The following is a 15,961-nucleotide window of genomic DNA, read 5'->3' as shown; positions in this document are numbered from 1 at the left end:
AGAAATACGATGAGCCATATATAGAGACTCTTGTTTTGAAGATCGATTTCTCGGGTGAAGTCTTGTGGGTAAAGGAGTACGGAACTCCCGGAGATGATATCGGCAGATGCCTAACCGTCACTGGCGAATGGCCTGTCGAGATTCAAGTTGATCCTGAAACTCCCATCAAGAACTTTCTTAGTCATGTTCAAAGAAAGAATAGCCAGACTTAGCGGCATCTCTACAAGAAAGCTTACGATACCTTCAACTTGAGCCTATTCAGAAGCTGAGACAACGGTTCTTATCTCTGACCGCCAAGATAGAAAACAGTCCCAGTCTCGACCTGCCACTTTGTCAATAGGAATCTTATTGTCAAATCTGCATTCAAAACCATCGGAACTCGCGAGAGACTCTTGTGACTCCCCCCACTGCCTCATAGGGCATTAAGAAATACGCGGTACCAGCTGTGTAACTCGCAGCTATAATCCCAAGAATGATCAAACAGGTATTTGCTCTTCCCTTTCTTCTAACATTCCCCTACTATCTTCTAGCATGGTCCAGTAACCAGGGATACAGCACCCAACTCATATGAAACGGAGAGCATCAGGAGTTGCATCTACTTCTCGGTTATTCACGGCCTTCAACAAAACGATCATCGAAATGGGGTTCCTGAATGATCCCTGAAAAAAGGAAAAGTAAGACCAATTCGCATACCTATTCTAAGAAAAACCGGATGGAAAAGTTTCGTGGCCTGCTAGCCAAAGGGTTACTCATGAAGGAGAGTAACCTCTTCAGGACGGATGAAGATCTATAGAACTCTTATGGCTACGATCGTTTCTAAAACAGTGTAAGGATCTTTGAAAGCAGCCATATCACAGCAAAGACCAAGAGCCCGACAAAAGCAAGGCTGAAGATAACACGCAGACCAAACAAAGCAAGCTTCACAGCAAGACCTAAAAAAACCAACCCTCCGAAAATCGCAAGAATCAGTATCGCTACATCCATGCCATTACCTCCATATCACCTAGAGTCTACTGTAGTGAGACCTTTCAATGTTGAACCCGGCTTCTATTACATCAATACAGGCAGCTACTACCTCTTTGTCATAGAGTATCCCCGAGTTCTTTATTATCTCTTCGATTGCTTCCCCAACATCTTTTGATGCCCTATATGGTCTGTGTGACACCATAACTTCCACCACATCGGCGACAGCCTCGATTTTGGATTCCAACGTGAGTTCAGATCCTGCGAGGCCTTCAGGATAAATGGTTCCGTTGACCCTCTCGTGATGATGCTTAACGATCTCGGCTATTGGACCTCCCAACTTCATTTCGCGAAGGATTTGATAACCTATCACTGGATGGCGTTTTATCAAAGACCACTCCAGATCGGTTAGCTTTCCGGGCTTAGATAGAATCTCAGCCGGAATAGAAACCTTTCCCACATCGTGAAGCAGACCGACGATTCGTACAGCTCTGACGGAATCTTCTCCAAGCCTCAGTCTCTCTGCTATTGCGGTTGCCAATCGACTAACATTCTCCTGGTAACCGGCAGTATAGGGATCTCTTACTTCTACTACTTTGCTAACCAACTCAACTGCTCCTTCTAGAGCAACGTTTACCTGTCTAAGAGCTTCCGCCAGCTTGCTCTTTGCGGCGAGAGCTTCTGTAATGTCCACAACAATCAGGATAAGCATTTCCAACCCAGGAGAACCTAGAGGCGAGGCAAAGATCTCAACATCTATGACAGTACCGCTTGCTTGTCTTTGTCGGGTAACCGCATGAAGCGTCTCTCCAGTGGCTAGTCTTCCTGCTTCTGCCAACGCCTTGCTATCCGTTGCGAGATCCCAAATGGAAAGCTTTTTCAGTTCGTCAATTGAGAACTCGTAAAACTCGCAGGCTGCAGCATTTGCATCGATAATGGCTCCCGTAGGTGGATCTAGAAGCAGCATAACCGCTCCGTTCATTCTGAAGAAGTCTCCATAACGCTGCTCGCGGTAATCAGCTCGTCTTCTTCATGTGCAAGCGTAAGAATATCCCCGACGGATGCAACAAATTGCTTCTCATCAGGAGTCCATTCTCTCTTTGTATTCATGTCACAAAAAAGAGAGCCGATAATACTACCCCTTTTCTTCAAAGGAATGTCGATCAATGATCGTACTCTGACTTCCTTAAGACTATCGATGAACGGACTAATTCCCTCAATCTCAAGATTTGACACACTCAGAATCCTGTCTTGTCTAATCAGATCTAGATATTCATTTGCATACTCTCTGTTCATTGCGCGGTGTTTCTCTGCATTGACTTTATCTTTCTTGGCATCAAAGCTGATTACAAGTTGAATTTCTCCGAGATCGGTCAGCATATACACCCCTACTCGATCAACCTGCAGAAAAGAACCCACAATCTCAACAGCTTTCTTCATGAATTCATCAAGCAAAGAATCCTTCCCACCTGCTGCTTTCGAAAGCTCCAAGAGATGACTGTGCGCTTCGTCCTTGAATTCCTAAAGTCTCATGGCTTCAGTTACGTCGTAACAAAGCATACAACCTCTCCTGAAGGTAGTCTATATATGTAATTCGTCCACCAGCCCTCGCTCTCTTCCATGTGATACTTCTCAGCTTCAACCTTCTCTGGTATACCAGTCTCCCAGACTCCCTTAAGCGCTTCATACAGTTTGGTTCTTTCGATACCTTGAAAGACGGCCTTCAATTCTCTGCCAGTGGGTTTCAAACCATCTTCTTTCCTCTCGCTACTTGGAGATTTGAAGTCTTTCAGGAAGAAAGTCTCGCCATCTACACTTGTTAGAATCAGAAGACCACCATCCATCTTCTCTATCAGTTCGCGATATCTGGCTTCGCTCTGAATGATCTGATCTTCTGTCTTTCTTATCCTCAGTGATGTCTCCAAAGATCAGTATTATCCCGGCAGTCTCCCCATCTTCCCTTGTTATGGGTGCTGCCGAATCAGCGATTGAATAAATCTTCCCATTCTTGGATCTTAGTCCTGTGTGATTTACCAACCCTATTTTCTTACCTGTTTTCAGAACGAACTCCACGGGAATCTCGGCAGGTTCTCCAGTATCTTCACCGAAGATATCCATGACCTCTCCAACCCTCTTGCCGACTATCTTGTCTTCATTCAGACCGATTAGGTCACATGCAACCTCATTTGCAAATGTCACTATTCCGAACTCGTCTGTCGAAAGGACAGCATCTCCTATACTTGAAAGCGTAACTCTATAACGTTCTTCGCTTTCACGAAGAGCTCTCATCGATTCTATTCTTTGAAGAATCTTCCCGAGTCGTTCCGCCAACGAAAGTACGATCTGACCCTCTTCATAAAGAAAAGCTATCTCTCCCTCTCCGCGATAGAATTCAGAGATGCTTCCAACCTCTTTTCCTCTCATCCTTATTGGTTCGCGAATGAAACGTTCGCTCTTCATGAAGACCTCTGATACGAAGACCCTATCTCTAAGAGAATCGCCGCACAAGTATTTTCTGGTTCAAGAAATGCGTCGGGTAACATCCTTAGAAGTCCCTTCAGTATTTGCTCGGGTGAATCCTCTGCTTCATTCACAAGTCGCGAGAAGTTGTGTAGGAGACTCAGTTCTTTCTTCCTCTCTCTTAACTGCGCTTCGACACTAAGCTTTTCACTCATAGTCTACCATTCCCTGCTAGCCATTGCCCGGTCCCCCGGTTACTCGATTTCCTCCGCGCCCCTTTGATGTATACAGATTCCTGTCCGCCCTCTTAATCATATCTTCGAGTTCGTTTTCGTGTCCTTCCAGAGAGGCTGTTCCAAGGCTTGCTTTCACATCGATAGGCGTACCGTTGAAAACGATTTCCGATTCTTCAAGTGAATGACATATCCTAAGCGCTGCCTCTTCTGTTCTTTGCGCATCCGTCATCGGCAAGAGAACAATGAATTCGTCGCCGCCGTATCTACCGAAAATGTCGGCTGCCCGAAGAATCCTGTTGCAAATCTGCGCCACTCTCTTCAAAACAAAGTCTCCTGCTAAATGACCGAGGTTGTCATTCAATTTCTTGAAATTATCTATATCGAACATTATGAGCCCCATATCTGTTCCGTATCGCTTAGATTTTTCGATTTCTCTCTCTCCAAGCTCGAACAACCCACGCCTATTATAAATACCGGTGAGGTAGTCCCTTATTGAGAGCTCTCTTACCTTTTCATGGAGTCGAGCGTTGTTTATCCCTATCGCGGCAATATCTGCAAAGGCCTTCAAGGCCTCCAGATGACGGATCTTGAAGGCCTCCGCTTCCTCACTGTCCACTGCAATCATCCCGATTGGCTCATCTTCAATAATCAGAGGTACACCCATCCACGATTTGATGAAGAAGAAATCCGGTTTGTTGAACTGCGGGTATTTCTTCTGAGCGTCAGCAGCAAGAACTATCAGTTTGTTCTTCACTACGTCGAAACCTGGACTTCCCTCCTCCATAGTGAATCTTGTACCAACAAAACAGTCTCTGCCCGGCCAGCTGCCTCCTACTATGAGAAGCTCGTCCCCTTCGACAAGTTCAACTGCGGCGCTGTAAAACGGAATAACTTGCCTAAGACCTTCAACGATAGATTCAATTACTGTCCTCATGTTCAAGTCCCTTGTAATCGCCTCTGTTGCCTTTCTTAAGGACTCTGAGGTGATGTGATTCCTCTTTGTGATAACAAGGTTCTTAATTTTGCTAAGTGAGAGCGATATCGTTGTGCCGACCAATCTGTAAAGGTCTATGCTTTCCTCTGTGAGACCAGTTACTCTTTCTGTAAGACTCTCAAAAGTTCCTACAATTTCATCGTTTGACTCAAGAGCTATACAGACGTATCTTGACTCCTTCCCTTCAACTATCAGATTATCTACGAAGATGTGGTTGCTGATAAGCTTACCGAACACTCTTTCGTCCGTTCTCACGTTTGTCGGAAAGACTTCGGTGTCTCCTCGTGAAACCTCGAGATCAAAGGGCTCTTCTTCGCTAAAGGTAATCCGACAACCTACAACTCCCTTTTCTTCGTAGGCTCGGTTTGCAATCTTAGAGGCAGCTTCCTGAAGGTTATCTCCGCTCAAAACGAGAACGTACAAGTCGTTCATGAAAAGCATCATACTGTCTCTTGCTTTCAGCTCCGCTTGAAACTTCATCTCGTCCGTAACTTCTCTTGACGACATGGTCCAACCTGCGATGTTTTCCCCCTCGAACAACGGGCTTACTGCCGTCTCCATCCAAATTACCTGACCACTCTTCGTTCTTGCTCTGTACCTGAACGAACCGTGTCTCTTCTCTCGAAAAAGTGCTTTCGATTCTGCAATAACCCTTTCAACATCGTTCTTTTCGACAAGATTAAGCGCATTGGTACCTAAAAGCTCTTCTGGGGAGTACTCCATAGTACTTAAAACGGAAGGTGACACATACTTGAAAATCAAGCGTTGATCCGCAACTGCTAGAATGTCAAGAACATTTCCCTCGAAGTTTTTCAGCAGTTCATCGCTTCTCAAAAGCCTCTCTTGAAGAGCCAACTCACAGTCTTCATGATGATTTTCAGTGATACGCCCTCTTGCCTCTAGTAGAATTGAACAAAGTACCAATTTGAGGAACCTCTTCTCCTCTTCCTTCCACTCTCTGCTCTTTGAATCAGCTCCGCATACAAGAATTAATCTACATTGTCCTGCAGAATAATCTATCGTCATAGAGTTCTCTGTGATCTCCGAAGTATTGCCGGGAAGCCTTGCTTCGATGGTCTTCTTAAGGTTATAGATCTCGCCACTCTCTACTCTTCCGTTCCCCACTCTAATAACATCAGAGGCTTCACTTCTCCATTCGCAGACTGGCTCGATAGAATATGAGCCCTTTGGGGAACTTTCGACCTTAAAAAGGCGCAGACTATCCGCAGATATGGATCTGCCCGCTATCATAAGAGCCTCAAAGCGTCTCCCGCCAGAAGTAATGATCTCAGTGATCTGCTCTAATGAAGTGAAAAGATCAGAGAAATTGGCTCTCATAGCTTCCACCAAGTACAGAAAAGACGGTTGATCGTCATTAATTAATTATATATCATCGCAACTCCAAGACCAAATAAATCTCTTGATCCTGCGGTCGCCAGTAGTCCTCTCATTACAACCGTTGTCGATGCAACTGGACTTTTCATCTACTTCAGCGTTGCAACGCTTCTTCTATAGCTTCCGCTTGGATGAGAATGCTTCAGATCCTCTACGATCCAATGATCACAATACGTATATTGCTCTATAGGTAATAACATGAAAGGATCATCGTGTCACCTCAGACTTGAGGGCGGTGATAGACTTGATTATCTGGACGAGGAGGTGTTGAATGCGTTTTCTCGAAGAGTACCTTGAAACTGAGGTGAAGCCTGCACTCGGATGCACTGAGCCCGGCGCGGTCGCCTTCTGCACAGCAACAGCGGCAAGCAAACTGGAAGGTAGCATTAGAAGAATTAGCGTTGTAACAAGTGTGAGTGTCTACAAGAACGGAATGTATGTTGGAATACCTGGGACCAACGAGAAGGGAAATGAGTTTGCGGCTGCGTTGGGAGCTATTTGTGGAGATGCTGCTCTCCAGCTGGAAGCGCTTAAGCCATGCCGAATTGAGTCAGTGGAGTCTGCCAGAAAGTTGATTGAGGACCGCGCAGTCTCCGTTAGGTGCGATCCTGATCGTACTGGGGTGTTTATACAAGCGGTCGTAGAAGATGAGAACCATGTAGTGCGGTGCACGATATCCGGTAGTCACACCAATGTCTCGATGATCGAGATCGATGGAATGCCTCTCCCAATTGAGGAGCAGGCAATACCTTCTGCCACAATTGATTTCACTCCTGATGAAGTTTTTGATTCGGTCGAAGCAATGAACAACAGAGAGATAGGTAAGATCTTCGAAGGGATAGATATGAATCTTGATATCGCAAGATTTGGACTTGATAAAATCTTGTCTTCAAGAGAAGGCAGTAGTTACAACGAAGATGGTCTTGGATATAAGATTCGAAGATACTGTCTTGCAGCATCGGCTGCGAGAATGTCCGGTGCTCCGCTTCCAGTAATGAGTAGCGGAGGAAGCGGGAATCAGGGAATAGTTACGACTCTCCCTGTTGCGCTCACGGGTCTGCACTTTGAGAAAAGGAAGGAGGATATCGCTAAAGCAGTTGCCATAAGCCACCTGTTTTCCGGCTATATCAAGAAAAAGTTGGGAAGGGTAGCCCCGATCTGTGGATGTGTAACAGCTGCCGGAACGGGGGCAACAGCGGGCATAGTATATCTTCTTGGAGGATCAAGACAGCACATTGAACAGGCAATGCTTACAATCCTTTCGAGCACAACGGGAATAATGTGTGATGGTGCCAAAGAAGGCTGCGCCCTGAAGGCAGGCCTTGGAGGACATGAAGCCTATTGTTCCGCGATGCTTTCACTGAACAACCTTGGAATCGACTCAGATCAGGGTTTCATAGCTCCAACTCTAGACAGATCTATTGAGAATATACAGCTTCTGCTCTCCAAAGGGATGTCGAACATCGATTCCGCAATAGTCGAGGTTCTTGAAAACAGAAAGAATAGGATGTGATAGCACCGACAATTCACTCAGGTCGATTTTCGTATGAAAATAAATCAACTAGACTTCTTGCGGGAAAATACCGGTGAACCTCTCGCGCCAAAGCGATGATTCTTCGAGAGCCAGGACTCTGGAGCGTTATTGCGCGACTCCTTCATGAAACCACGATTCTCTGGTCTCCTTTGCCCGAGAATGTACGATAACTGTTTCAGCTCATTGTCCAGACTACTCCAGACTTCCTTGAGAGTTCCGTCTTTACGACTTTCTTAATTCTCAACTATGGCTCTTTTAAGCTCAGAACTGTCTCTTCCGACAATCTTCGAATGAGCAAGGACTGATTTGAAAGCCGAAATGGTTTTCAGCCCAGTCCCAGTTATTATTGCAACGGCAGAATCACTTTTACCAACTATTCCAGCTCGATGGGCTTTGATAAATCCTGCAACAGACGCGGCTCCGGTTGGTTCGGCAAACAGGCTTCGTACTTCGCCAACAGCTTAACTGCCTTTACCATCTCTTCATCAGACACAGAGAGTGCAAATCCGTTAGAGCTAAATATGGCCTCGAGTGCCAAATCGCCGTCGAGAGAATAAGGCACACCTATCGCAGTTGCACTCGTATTCGGGTACTCTCACCTCTCGATCCTGTCGCTTCCTCCTCTGAATGCCCTAACCACCGGTGCGCATCCTTCTGCCTTAACGATCAAGATTCTCGAACCCTGTCAATAATCCCAGCGCTCCTCAATTTCGTGAAGCCTTTCCAGGTTGCGGCTGCAAAACTGGCGCCACCTGCCGGAACTATCACCCAATCGGGGGTGTTTTACCCAAAGTCCTCTCTATCGGCGGCAGTTTTTGTCCCTTCGATATGGTATGGGTTTACCGAAGTCGCCGTTGTCAGGTTTTCCCAGTTGGAAGAAGCAGTGAGCTCTTCTATCAGATCTATGCATTCGCTCACACTACTACCCCTAACCAGAACAAGTCTCGCGCCGAATAACATCGCCTGAGTATTTCTTTCGACCGGTGTGTGTTGTCCGGCATTACTACAGTACACTCGAGACCTACTCTAGCGGAATATGCGGCAACTGCCGGCCCCGCATTGCCATCTGAAGCAACATCGATAGCCTCAACTCCGCTCTCAAGAGCTTTGGTGACTTCAAGGGTAGCCGGGCGATCTTTGTTTGTACCCGTGTAATTCTGTGTTTCATCCTTCAGGAAGAGTCTTCCCGAAAAGCCAAGCGTCCTAGGGAGTCTTTGACTTTCATTCAACGGAGTACCTCCCTCTCCGAGGGTCACAATGGATCGCAGATCGCTAACTGGCAGCAATCGATGAAACCTCCAGAGTCCACAGATACCCCTTTCGGAAAAATCAGAAGGAGCTACCCCTCCAACTCTTTCGTACATATACTTGAGCGTTCTTCTACACTCCGGACAGCGTGCTAACCGCTTCGAATTACTGTGCTCAAAACCACATCTGTTGCACCTTTGCAGGTAGTCTTGGGTCTCCATCCTATCTGACTACTCTTCCCGAGGTATTTCCTCCAAGTAGTTTCTCAACCTCGTCTCTGGAAACGATGTTGAAGTCTCCCGTTATTGTGTGCTTCAGACAGGAAGCGGCCACACCGAATTCAAGCGCTTTCCTTGGCTCCCACGAGCTGTCAAGTCCAAAGATAAGTCCCGCAGCAAATGCGTCTCCTCCTCCAACACGGTCAATTATGTTTATGTCGTATTTCGTTGAAAGCAAGAACTCTTCACCGTATAGAAGAGAGGCCGACCATCTGTTGAAATTCGCGTTAATACTCTCCCTAAGAGAAATCGCAACCGCCTTCAGATCAAACCTTTTCTTGAGTTTCTTTGCGACATCTTTGTAACCTTCAACACTCAGGCGACCATCGCTCACGTCTGTGTCTTCGGCTCTAATACCGAAGACAGATTCGCTGTCCTCTTCATTTGCAAAGAGAACATCGACATATTTCATCAGCTCAGTCATCACTTTCTTCGCCTTTTCCTTGGTCCAAAGCCTCGCTCTGTAGTTTAGATCGCATGAAACAGTTATTCCTCTTAACTTTGCCTCCTTTAGGGCAATCTCACAAATGGCGATCAATCGGTCACTTAAAGCCGGAGTGATACCAGTAAAGTGGAACCAAGACGCTCCATCGAAGATCTCTTCCCACGAGAAATCTTCGGGTTTGGAGTTCGAAAAAACCGAGTCGTCGCGGTCGTAGATCACTTTTGAAGGCCTTTGAGAGTAACCGGGTTCGTAGAAGTACTTGCCTAATCTACCGCTGCCTTTCAGAACATGACTGGTGTCCACCCCATGAATCGAAATGTTTCCCTTGGCCGCATCTCCGAACTGATCGTCCGATACTTTCGAGACGAAGCAGCTCTTACCTCCATAACGCGCAATCGCGACAGCAACATTAGCCTCCGCCCCCCCATAGACAACCTCGAAGTTCTTAGTTTGCTCAAACCTCTCTCCTAATGGAGTTGCAAGTCGCATCATTATTTCCCCAAAAGTCACAACAGTAGACACTGTCAATCCTCCTCCTATCAATACATGACTATATGAATCTACAGATTTCAACGCCTAACCTGTCCATCACTACAACCAGGGAAAGTTGGCAATCGATTCCTACAAAGATAATAGCACGACAGTTTTGGAAGAACTGTGCAAAAATCGCTAGAATTTCGGATCATGAAAAAAATTTTTTCTGATGATTGCACCCCATCAAATTCAAGCTGACGAGCACAATTGGCATTATTTGCTCCCTATTACTCATAATCGTCAACAACATTCTCTAAGTCGACTTGGGCAAATCTATGGATCGTGATAGATCATAGTAGAAGTTTTTTCTATCTAGGGTGATTCAATTCAATTGGGAAATCTTCTTGACAGAATTGCAAGGGAAAGCGTTGATTTCACTCCAACAATGAAGAGGATAGCGGATGCAATCCTTCAGAATCCTTCTGAAACCGTTAACCTTTCGATCACTCAACTTATGAACAGGTCGAAAGTTGGGAGCGAGTCCACTATCGTCAGATTCTACAGACAACTCGGGTATGAGAGCTTTCATGAATTCAAAGTCACTCTTGCCTCGGAAATCGCTGGATCGTCCTTCTATCACCCTTACGAAGACATCACAATAGAAGATTCACCGTCAGATGTCGTGAGAAAAATCTTCAACGGCTGCATTATGGCTTTAAGAGCAAACACAGAAAGCTCTATCGGAAAAATGATACCCGATGCAGTCGATCTGATCGAACAATGCAGAAGAATAATCTGCATCGGTTACGGAGTATCGGGATCGATAGCAAACAATCTGTCTTTCAAATTGAATCTTCTCGGTAAGGATGCTATTTATTGCCCCGATTCACATACGAATGCCGTCACTCTTTCTAAGCTCAAGAAAAACGACTGTGTCTTCGCAATATCCCATTCTGGAGAAAGCAAAGACGTGGTTTTACCCTTGCAGAAAGTGGAAAACTCTGTAAGAATCATCGCCTTGACGGGATTTGGGGATTCAACATTAGCCAAAATAGCAGATCTTAGCATTATTGCATCTGTACCAGAAGAAATGAATTTGCGCACTGACGCAATCGTTTCCAGATGTGTTCAAATGGTAGTTGTTGACTCCCTCTTTGCTTGTCTCGCTGTAAGAGAGGGCGAGGAATCACTTGATACTCTTTCATTATCTAGAAGATCATTATCATATCTAAAATTCTAAACTCGGAGGTGCAACATGGGTGCTTTCAAAGGAATAATACCACCGGTGCTAACTACTTTCGACTCAGAGGGAAAGATTGACGAGAAGAGATACCTCAATCTCATAGACTTCCTTTCCAAGAAGGTTCATGGCCTTTTCGTTTGCGGAACCTATGGATCAGGACCACTCATGACAGTGAATGAAAGAAAGTCACGGAACTTGCAATAAGAGGAGCTGCCGACAGAGTTCCGGTTATTTCTCATATAGGAGCAGCAATCCCGAAGACATTTTCGAACTCGCTAGACATGCCAAACATGTCGGAGCAAAAGCGGTAGCCACAGTTGTTCCATTCTACTTTCCCTATTCTCAGGCAGACATAATCAGGTTTTTCAAGAGACTGATAGAGGTGTCTGAGCTTCCCGTCTTCATTTACAACAACCCAAAGACGACCGGCGTAACAATCGATGTCGAGACACTGAAGAACCTTAAAGAAGCAGGGCTTTACGGTATAAAAGACAGCACGTTTGATCTTCTATACTTCTACGGCGTCAAATTTAGCATGGATATGAATGACTTTTATTATATAAGCGGTACCGAAGCCTTCATTATCCCTTCAGTGCCGTTAGGTGCTGATGCCGCGATTTGCGGTCTTGCGAACGCCCTTCCCGAACCGGTAGTCGAACTGTACAACGAGACGATAAAAGGAGAATTCAAGAAAGCCCTAGAGCTCCAGTTAAGAGTCAACAAGTTACGAGATGTTCAGCATTATGCCCAGTTATGATTGGGCTCTTCGGCATTTCTGAAGTATTGAAGCGTGTTCAACAAGGCGCTTCAAAGCTGCAGCTACCTCCAATTACAGAGAAGGTGAAGATATCTCCGCTCGAAGCTCTTCGAATAATCTGGCAGAACAAGTGGACGCTTATTAAGTCTGCATTTGTCGGCACCTTCGTTGGCGCACTGCCGGGAGCTGGAGCAGATATTGCAGCATGGGTGGCGTATGGAGTGGAAAAAAAGACATCGCGAAACAGTGAGGATTTTGGCAAGGGAAACATAAAGGGGGTTATTGCTCCAACAAGCGCAAACAATGCGGCTCTCGGAGGAACATGGATTCCCGCGCTGGTTTTCGGCGTTCCCGGAGACACAATAACCGCTATAGTCCTCGGGGCTATGCTCATGTACGGTCTGAAGCCCGGACCACTAATATTCACGGAATCCCCCGATTTGGTGAATGGCGTTTTCAGTATTGCGATTCTTGCGAATATTCTACTAATTCCGATTGGCTACCTTGGAATAAAGGCTTTCGCCTTCGTTCTGAAAATGAAAACTAGCGTAGTCTTAACAGCAGTAGTCCTCTTTTCAATGATTGGTTCTTTTGCAATAAGAAACAGCTATTTTGATATTTATGTAATGCTGATCTTTGGTCTGATTGGATTCCTTTTTGAAAGGTTATCAGTTCCTTTAGCTCCAATGATACTGGGCTTGATTCTTGGACCGATGGTCGAAGATAATCTAAGAGTCGGCCTTATAAAGACCGGAGGAAGCATGGGTCAGTTTTTCACAAGACCGATTTCACTAGTTCTGTTTATTCTGATAGTTTTGGTCTTTCTGGGCGGTCCCGCCTTGAACCTCTTAAAGAAGGGCTTTTCCAAACACAAAACAGAAGAATAGTCTTGTAAGGAAGAACAAAAAAGCGATGCCTCTGAGCATCGCTTTTCTTCTCCAAAGTGTCTACTCAACTCTTACACCTTTCCAAAACGCAACGAAATCCTTGATGTTTGATGCTCCTTCAAGTGGTTCAGGGTAGTACCAGGCAGCGTTCTCGTTCTTCTCGCTGTCAACAATGATGTTGTAATAGTGAGCTTCGCCCTTCCAGTGGCATATGGTAGTTAAATCGCTGTGTTCAAGAAGAGCTTTGTTTACTGTCCCGGGAGGAAAGTAGTGATTACCCTCAATTACGATTGTCTGGTTGCTCTCTGCAATGACTTTTCCCTTCCAAAGCGCTCTCACGTTAATCACCTCTCATGGATAAACTTATCATTACGCGGTAATTGCCGATGCCTTTTCTCCACTATTATATGATAAAGAATCGTCCGAAGTGACATGATTCAAAGAGTCACTGTTGCTTAGTCGGTCTAGCAAAACTGATTCTGTCCTGAAAGGCTGTTGTATTCTTTTGATCTTCACAGAGATCCGTCGAAAGAATTGGTCTAAGAACTCACTTCGTCAGCACAATTACGATTCTCTTCCAAACATACTGTTCACCAGTAGTGAATGAAATCCTTATCTGGAGTTGATTTCGTTTGTAATCGCATCTCTAATTCCATTCTCAGGAGCTTCATATCCCCAGAATATCTCTCCCCCATTTACGAAAATCGCTCTTGGCAATCCGAACTCTTCCTCGACTCCCTGCTCTTCGATTTCGTGAAGATTGAAAATGACATTTTCTTTGAACTCTTTCACAACTCTCATAACTCTATATGCATCTATTTCACTGGTTGAGCAGAAACGGTTGAAGAAGAGATCGACCACAATCTTCCCTTCAACAGGCTCATAAGTATACTTGCTGACCATTTGTCTCGGTATCTCTGCCTTACTGGATAGAACAAGCATCATCAATCTCTCTTCTCCGTTTCTAGAGATTTCACTCAAGCCCAACTTCTCAAAGAAAGAGACAGGGAGGTACCATTTCGGATCTGTGTATCCAAATGAGATTACCCCCTTTCTTGAAGAACTCCTGGCAATATCAATATCGCTAGACATCATTCTCTTTCCTACTCCATTATTCTGAAAGTCCCAGTAACAAAGAGACAGGTAATGACAAACAGCTCTCTGCCAACCTGTCCCCAGGGAGAGATCTCAATCGGAAACATGTTTGGGAACCCAACGCGCTTTCCTTTCAGAAGCCCTATCAGAGACACCAGACCGTTCTGCCTTTTCTCCGTGAACCATGGTATTCTTCTTTGAACCGATTCAGATATTTCGCGGTTAATCAACCGTCCACAACCCGCAATGAACTCTAATTCCTCTTCTCCGGCCCCTCTTACTTCAATTACCCTAATCACCTCTAGATAGCACTTCAAAGATGAAGCCTTATCCTCAACGGCTCTCAAAAGAAAGAAAAGGGAGCAAACAGAATAACGAATTCTAGATGACGAAATGTATTGATTTCTGACAGTTCCTGCTGTGGTAATGAAATTTATAGGAGCTTAGTTTCATAGAAGAAAAGGGTTTTTCGTGTGTTCGATTCTAGTGAAGTCAAAACCTTCGGCAACCAGATCCTTCAGTTTCGTAAATACATATTCATCAAGTAACCCGCTCTGAACTTGACGGACGATTACGTCCAAAGAAGCACCTATAGACATTCCTTTTCGATACGGTCTATCTTCTGTCAATGCCACAAATACGTCTGCAATCATTATAATTTTTGATTCCAGATCGAGTTCGGCTGAACTCTTTCCCCAGGGATAACCACTACTGTCCAATCTTTCATGGTGATTCACTCCCCACTGCAGGAGTCTGTGTTTCTCGATTGCCTCTCTTCCGCCGACTATTAAGTAGGAATCGAAGATGTGGCGCTGCATTATAAAGGTCTCTTCCTTAGTTAGTTTTCCCGGCTTTTCGAGAATGGATATTGGAGTTGCCATCTTTCCAAGGTCGTGAATTTTGGCAGCAAAAAATACTTCCATCGCCCTTTCCTCTCCAAGATGAGCTCTTTCTGCAAGAAGCTTCGAAACATAGGCGATTCTCTCAGTGTGAAAGGTGGTGAACCGGCTCTTAACATCGGTCATGTACATGAGAATGTCTCCCAAAGATTGTAGATCGGAATTACTCAGAGGATTTTCCTCAAGATCCCTTTCAAATTCGTCGTAAAGGGTGTTCTCATCTACTACGGTCCACCAGAAGCCCTTCTTTTCCGAGATCTTTTCAAATGCAAACTTCGCTTTCTCTAGAAACTCGTTTGAGTTTACAACTGAGCGTTTGATTGTCTCCATCTGGTTAAAGTCTTTCTTACCAGACAACAGCCGTATGCTCACGGAATCTGCAAGATGTACAACGCTTGCCATTATGTCATGATCAATCTCCGGGTTAAGTAGCATCGAATAATAATGGTGCTTTTCAACCACGTCCGATAGTTCGGAGCTATCTTCTATATGCCTTACTATTCTGGCTCCGACTACCGCGTGATTCTCCTGAAGTCCACTGTCAAGTGCCAACCAATTGCTGATAGACGCATTTTCAACACCGAGGGTTCTTTGAACCTGGTTCACCTGTACGGGATTAAGAAAACCAATATCATGCAGAAACCCAACAACATTCAGTCTATGCTTGGAGAACCCGAGTTCCCTTCCAACTATCTTTGAAACATACGCAACCTGCAATGAATGAATGCCAATCTTAGAAACCCTTTTGAGAAGTCTAAAAAGTATCAGATACATCTCTTTCGTGTTGAAGCGCACTTCACAGGTCCTCCAAACTCAATTGATCTTCCAGGCAAACCCTGAAATTACTCGAACGCTTTTATTATTCAAAACACGACAGAATCGCGGACATATTGGTAAAACCTCTTCAATGAAGAACACATATACAACCTGAAGTCATTTGGCTAATGTGTTGTGGCGACTGCCACACCGGTCTCCTATACCATCCTGCATTCCCGGAAATTATACCGAGGGAGATTCCACACCCAGTTTGGCATAGATATCCTTCTGCTTTTT

The 15,961-nt window shown here is 45.1% G+C and carries 19 protein-coding genes and 1 pseudogene; 7 read left to right on the top strand and 13 right to left on the bottom strand.

Features of this window, described 5'->3' with window-relative positions:
• A partial coding sequence (locus B3K91_RS03250) for a hypothetical protein (protein WP_292593980.1) occupies positions 1-212 on the top strand: 212 nt, incomplete at its 5' end.
• A gap of 604 nt (positions 213-816) precedes the next feature.
• Here B3K91_RS03250 and B3K91_RS03245 read toward each other — a convergent pair.
• The 6 genes from B3K91_RS03245 to B3K91_RS03220 form a co-directional block, all read right to left on the bottom strand.
• Positions 817-984: a hypothetical protein gene (locus B3K91_RS03245; protein WP_214060835.1), complete on the bottom strand. Its 168-nt coding sequence runs from the start codon at positions 982-984 to the stop codon at positions 817-819.
• A 19-nt stretch (positions 985-1,003) separates the two neighbouring features.
• A complete protein-coding gene (locus B3K91_RS03240) occupies positions 1,004-1,945 on the bottom strand; it encodes an HD-GYP domain-containing protein (protein WP_292592687.1) in 942 nt (313 codons plus the stop codon).
• Positions 1,942-2,418: a GAF domain-containing protein gene (locus B3K91_RS03235; RefSeq protein WP_292593979.1), complete on the bottom strand. Its 477-nt coding sequence runs from the start codon at positions 2,416-2,418 to the stop codon at positions 1,942-1,944. The genes B3K91_RS03240 and B3K91_RS03235 overlap by 4 nt, the downstream gene beginning before the upstream one ends.
• Before the next feature lie 86 nt (positions 2,419-2,504).
• Positions 2,505-2,711, bottom strand: a complete 207-nt coding sequence (locus B3K91_RS03230) for a hypothetical protein (RefSeq protein ID WP_292592692.1) — start codon at positions 2,709-2,711, stop codon at positions 2,505-2,507.
• A gap of 19 nt (positions 2,712-2,730) precedes the next feature.
• Positions 2,731-3,423 carry a PAS domain S-box protein gene (locus B3K91_RS03225; RefSeq protein ID WP_292592694.1) on the bottom strand — a complete coding sequence of 231 codons (693 nt, stop codon included), beginning with the start codon at positions 3,421-3,423 and terminating at the stop codon, positions 2,731-2,733.
• A gap of 231 nt (positions 3,424-3,654) precedes the next feature.
• Positions 3,655-5,991: a sensor domain-containing diguanylate cyclase gene (locus tag B3K91_RS03220; protein ID WP_292592696.1), complete on the bottom strand. Its 2,337-nt coding sequence runs from the start codon at positions 5,989-5,991 to the stop codon at positions 3,655-3,657.
• An 81-nt stretch (positions 5,992-6,072) separates the two neighbouring features.
• On the opposite strand from B3K91_RS03220, the pseudogene B3K91_RS13580 reads away from it, so the two are divergent.
• Together B3K91_RS13580 and B3K91_RS03215 are read left to right on the top strand one after the other, a co-directional pair.
• Positions 6,073-6,168: pseudogene (locus tag B3K91_RS13580) on the top strand (magnesium transporter); the annotation flags it as partial.
• A gap of 151 nt (positions 6,169-6,319) precedes the next feature.
• On the top strand, positions 6,320-7,561 hold the full coding sequence (locus B3K91_RS03215) for a serine dehydratase subunit alpha family protein (protein ID WP_214060471.1): 1,242 nt from the start codon (positions 6,320-6,322) through the stop codon (positions 7,559-7,561).
• A gap of 804 nt (positions 7,562-8,365) precedes the next feature.
• Here the strand turns inward: B3K91_RS03215 and B3K91_RS03210 are convergent.
• From B3K91_RS03210 to B3K91_RS03200, 3 genes are all read right to left on the bottom strand, one after another.
• On the bottom strand, positions 8,366-8,500 hold the full coding sequence (locus tag B3K91_RS03210; protein ID WP_292592698.1) for a hypothetical protein: 135 nt from the start codon (positions 8,498-8,500) through the stop codon (positions 8,366-8,368).
• On the bottom strand, positions 8,497-8,946 hold the full coding sequence (locus B3K91_RS03205; RefSeq protein ID WP_292592700.1) for a threonine synthase: 450 nt from the start codon (positions 8,944-8,946) through the stop codon (positions 8,497-8,499). The genes B3K91_RS03210 and B3K91_RS03205 overlap by 4 nt, the downstream gene beginning before the upstream one ends.
• Before the next feature lie 106 nt (positions 8,947-9,052).
• The gene (locus tag B3K91_RS03200) at positions 9,053-10,075 is read right to left on the bottom strand and encodes a sugar kinase (RefSeq protein WP_292592702.1); all 1,023 of its coding nucleotides are present in this window, start codon (positions 10,073-10,075) and stop codon (positions 9,053-9,055) included.
• Between the two features lie 343 nt (positions 10,076-10,418).
• On the opposite strand from B3K91_RS03200, the gene B3K91_RS03195 reads away from it, so the two are divergent.
• From B3K91_RS03195 to B3K91_RS03180, 4 genes are read left to right on the top strand one after another with little or no spacing between them, the layout of a single operon-like run.
• Positions 10,419-11,267, top strand: a complete 849-nt coding sequence (locus B3K91_RS03195; protein WP_214078112.1) for a MurR/RpiR family transcriptional regulator — start codon at positions 10,419-10,421, stop codon at positions 11,265-11,267.
• 15 nt (positions 11,268-11,282) lie between these two features.
• Positions 11,283-11,474: a dihydrodipicolinate synthase family protein gene (locus B3K91_RS03190; RefSeq protein ID WP_292593978.1), complete on the top strand. Its 192-nt coding sequence runs from the start codon at positions 11,283-11,285 to the stop codon at positions 11,472-11,474.
• The gene (locus B3K91_RS03185) at positions 11,446-12,027 is read left to right on the top strand and encodes a dihydrodipicolinate synthase family protein (RefSeq protein WP_292593977.1); all 582 of its coding nucleotides are present in this window, start codon (positions 11,446-11,448) and stop codon (positions 12,025-12,027) included. The genes B3K91_RS03190 and B3K91_RS03185 overlap by 29 nt, the downstream gene beginning before the upstream one ends.
• On the top strand, positions 11,955-12,914 hold the full coding sequence (locus B3K91_RS03180) for a tripartite tricarboxylate transporter permease (RefSeq protein WP_292593981.1): 960 nt from the start codon (positions 11,955-11,957) through the stop codon (positions 12,912-12,914). The genes B3K91_RS03185 and B3K91_RS03180 overlap by 73 nt, the downstream gene beginning before the upstream one ends.
• Before the next feature lie 60 nt (positions 12,915-12,974).
• On the opposite strand, the gene B3K91_RS03175 is transcribed toward B3K91_RS03180, so the two are convergent.
• From B3K91_RS03175 to B3K91_RS03160, 4 genes are all read right to left on the bottom strand, one after another.
• Entirely contained in the window at positions 12,975-13,253 is a 279-nt protein-coding gene (locus B3K91_RS03175) for a DUF427 domain-containing protein (RefSeq protein ID WP_214060099.1), read from the bottom strand.
• A 273-nt stretch (positions 13,254-13,526) separates the two neighbouring features.
• Positions 13,527-14,009 (bottom strand): hypothetical protein, encoded by a 483-nt coding sequence (locus tag B3K91_RS03170; protein WP_292593976.1) that lies wholly within the window; start codon positions 14,007-14,009, stop codon positions 13,527-13,529.
• A gap of 8 nt (positions 14,010-14,017) precedes the next feature.
• On the bottom strand, positions 14,018-14,326 hold the full coding sequence (locus B3K91_RS03165) for a hypothetical protein (RefSeq protein WP_292593975.1): 309 nt from the start codon (positions 14,324-14,326) through the stop codon (positions 14,018-14,020).
• A 132-nt stretch (positions 14,327-14,458) separates the two neighbouring features.
• Positions 14,459-15,703, bottom strand: a complete 1,245-nt coding sequence (locus tag B3K91_RS03160) for an HD-GYP domain-containing protein (protein ID WP_292593974.1) — start codon at positions 15,701-15,703, stop codon at positions 14,459-14,461.
• Positions 15,704-15,961 lie beyond the last annotated feature (258 nt).

The organism is Mesotoga sp. UBA5847 (assembly GCF_002432735.1).
Taxonomy (GTDB): Bacteria; Thermotogota; Thermotogae; order Petrotogales; family Kosmotogaceae; genus Mesotoga.
This window is presented reverse-complemented; position numbering and strand designations above follow the sequence as displayed.

Coding starts and splice junctions, on each gene's coding strand:
- B3K91_RS03245 (WP_214060835.1), bottom strand. CDS start 984: ATGGATGTAGCGATACTGATTCTTGCGATTTTCGGAGGGTTGGTTTTT.
- B3K91_RS03225 (WP_292592694.1), bottom strand. CDS start 3,423: ATGAAGAGCGAACGTTTCATTCGCGAACCAATAAGGATGAGAGGAAAA.
- B3K91_RS03185 (WP_292593977.1), top strand. CDS start 11,446: ATGAAAGAAAGTCACGGAACTTGCAATAAGAGGAGCTGCCGACAGAGT.
- B3K91_RS03215 (WP_214060471.1), top strand. CDS start 6,320: ATGCGTTTTCTCGAAGAGTACCTTGAAACTGAGGTGAAGCCTGCACTC.
- B3K91_RS03220 (WP_292592696.1), bottom strand. CDS start 5,991: ATGAGAGCCAATTTCTCTGATCTTTTCACTTCATTAGAGCAGATCACT.
- B3K91_RS03205 (WP_292592700.1), bottom strand. CDS start 8,946: ATGTACGAAAGAGTTGGAGGGGTAGCTCCTTCTGATTTTTCCGAAAGG.
- B3K91_RS03190 (WP_292593978.1), top strand. CDS start 11,283: ATGGGTGCTTTCAAAGGAATAATACCACCGGTGCTAACTACTTTCGAC.
- B3K91_RS03240 (WP_292592687.1), bottom strand. CDS start 1,945: ATGAACGGAGCGGTTATGCTGCTTCTAGATCCACCTACGGGAGCCATT.
- B3K91_RS03170 (WP_292593976.1), bottom strand. CDS start 14,009: ATGATGTCTAGCGATATTGATATTGCCAGGAGTTCTTCAAGAAAGGGG.